This window comes from Methylobacterium sp. B1 (assembly GCF_000333255.1).
Lineage (GTDB): Bacteria > Pseudomonadota > Alphaproteobacteria > Rhizobiales > Beijerinckiaceae > Methylobacterium > Methylobacterium fujisawaense.
On the sequence record NZ_BACT01001035.1, the window covers coordinates 1 to 2,249 of the forward strand.

Below are 2,249 nucleotides of genomic sequence, written 5' to 3' on the forward strand. Positions count from 1 at the left end.
TAGGTGGCGCGTACGCGAGGGCGTTGGCCACGCCTCGGCGCCGAGGGTGACGCGCTTGGCCAGGACGTCGTTGGAGCGCGGCCCGGCATGGGGGCCGGGGCCCTTCGGGCAAAAGCCGGTCGTCGCACCGGGCCCGATCCAGTAGGCCATCTGGGACCGGGTCTCGAGCGTGTCGGCGCCGACCTGCAGGGCCGTGAGCAGGCTCGTGCTGCGCGGGCCGGTGCCGTCGGCATCGCTGCCGGCCTCCGTGGGGTTCAGGCACTCGCCGTAGCCGTCGAAGGCGGCGGCCGATTGCAGCTCCCGGCCGTGGTCGCGGGCGTTGATGAACTGCGTGCCGCCCCAGGTCAGGCTGTCGATGGCGCCCGCGGTCCGGGACGAGACGCCGACGGCGAGGGGCGATCCCTTGAACGGCCGGCTGATCGTCGCCCGGCCGCCGGGCTCGGGCCATGCGATCGACGGCGCATCCGCGGCGCGGGCGGACCCGGCGAAGCCGGCGAGCAGCAGCGCCGCGCAGGCGGGACGGGTGGGTCGGATCGGTGCGGTCATCGGCGACTCCTGGGCGCCGTCGGCTTAGCAGGTGCGGGCGCGCCGTCCAGGATCGCATCCCGGATACCCGACCGGGACCCGCGCGCCGCAACCGGGCCTCGTCGGTCCGCCGCCCGCGCCGATGCTGCCTTCGGGCAGCCTCACGCCTGCACGATAATTTAAGCCCGTGGCCGCCATCAGGTTAGGACACGCGCGGCCGAACTCTGAGTCCTGCGGCTCTGTGATGATCGGCCCGCGCGACTATCGGGAACCTGTCTCGGCAGTCCCGGAGACTGCACGATGTGGAGGCCGTGCCGATGACGACACCCGACCTGACGTCCGCCGGAACCGCCTCCCGGGCCGGCGGCCGCGAGGGGCTGCTGCGCGGTGCACGCATCGGCGCCGCCGCGGCGGTGACCGTGATGGTGCTGCTGCTCGATCTCATCAGCTACTCCCAGCTCATCTTCGCGGGGCCGCTGGCGGAGAGCCGCGCCGCCGGCCTGTCGGGCCTGCTCGCGGCCTACGTGCTGGGCAGCCTCGTCTTCATCGCGCTCCGCCGGACCGCGCGGATCTCGCTCTCCTTCATCGGCGCGGCCGCGATCGTGCAGGCGGCGATCGCCGCGGGCGTCGCCGGGCAGCTGGAAGCGGCGGGCGTGACCGATCCGGAGACGGTGGGCCAGCTCGTCCTCGTCGCGTGCGGCGTCTCGACCTTCGCCACCGGATTGGTCTTCGCGCTGCTCGGCACCCTGCGGGCCTCCCTGCTGGTGCAGCTCCTGCCCTATCCGGTGCTCGCCGGCTTCCTCGGCGGCGTCGGGCTGCTGTTCCTGCGCAGCGGCGTGCAGATCGGCGGCCATGTCGACGATCCGCTGGCGGCCCTGCTCCGCACCGTCGACCCGGCGGCCCTCGATCCGGGCCGGATCGATGCCGGAGCGCTGGCGCGCATCGCCCTGACCCTCGGCATCGGCTTCTGCGCCTTCTACCTGCCCCGGATCGTCCGGCACTGGGGGACCTATCCCACGGTCATTCTGTCGAGTCTCGCCGTGGTCCATCTCGGACTGGCCTGGACCGGCACCAGCGTCGCCGCCGGGCAGGCCGCGGGATGGCTGATCGAGCCGCTGCCGGCGGGGTCGCTGCTGCGGCCGCCCGCCATCGGCAGCCTCATGGCCTTCGACCCGCACCTGCTCCTGCCGATCTGGCCCAAGATCGCCACCCTGGTCGTCGTGGCGGTGATCATCCAGATCCTCTACGTGGTGAGCGTCGAGCTGGAGATCCGGCGCGACCTCGACATCGACCGGATGTTCGTGGCCTCCGGCGCCACCAACATGGTCGGAAGCCTGTTCGGCAGCTCCGCGATGGGCTTCGGCCGGACCTCGACGCTCCTGCTGCACAACATCGGCGGCGGCCACTGGCTCGGCTGGTGGCTGACGCTGGCCGTCATGGCGGCGCTGCTCATCGTCGGGGCGAGCCCCCTGGCGCTTCTGCCCCGCCCGCTGGCCGGCGGCGCCCTGATCGCCATCGGCATCGGGCTGCTGTTCAACCTGAACATCGCCTGCCGGACCCTTCCGGGCTGGGAGATCGCCATCGCGCTGGTCGTGTGCGCCGCCACGGCGTTCTTCGGAGCCACCACGGGCTTCCTGGTCGGCGTCCTGCTGGCGATCCTGATCTTCGGGGTCCAGTACGGGCAGATCGGCGCGATCCGCCGGTCGCTCTCGGGGCAGAGCGGC

The 2,249-nt window shown here is 72.8% G+C and carries 2 protein-coding genes; one reads left to right on the forward strand and one right to left on the reverse strand.

All coding sequences use genetic code 11. The features are described 5' to 3' along the window. Positions 1-546: hypothetical protein (locus I53_RS28950; RefSeq protein WP_210161604.1), on the reverse strand; the 546-nt coding region annotated here is incomplete at its 3' end. 296 nt (positions 547-842) lie between these two features. On the opposite strand from I53_RS28950, the gene I53_RS28955 reads away from it, so the two are divergent. Then, on the forward strand, positions 843-2,249 hold a 1,407-nt coding region (locus tag I53_RS28955; RefSeq protein ID WP_043357576.1), incomplete at its 3' end, for a SulP family inorganic anion transporter.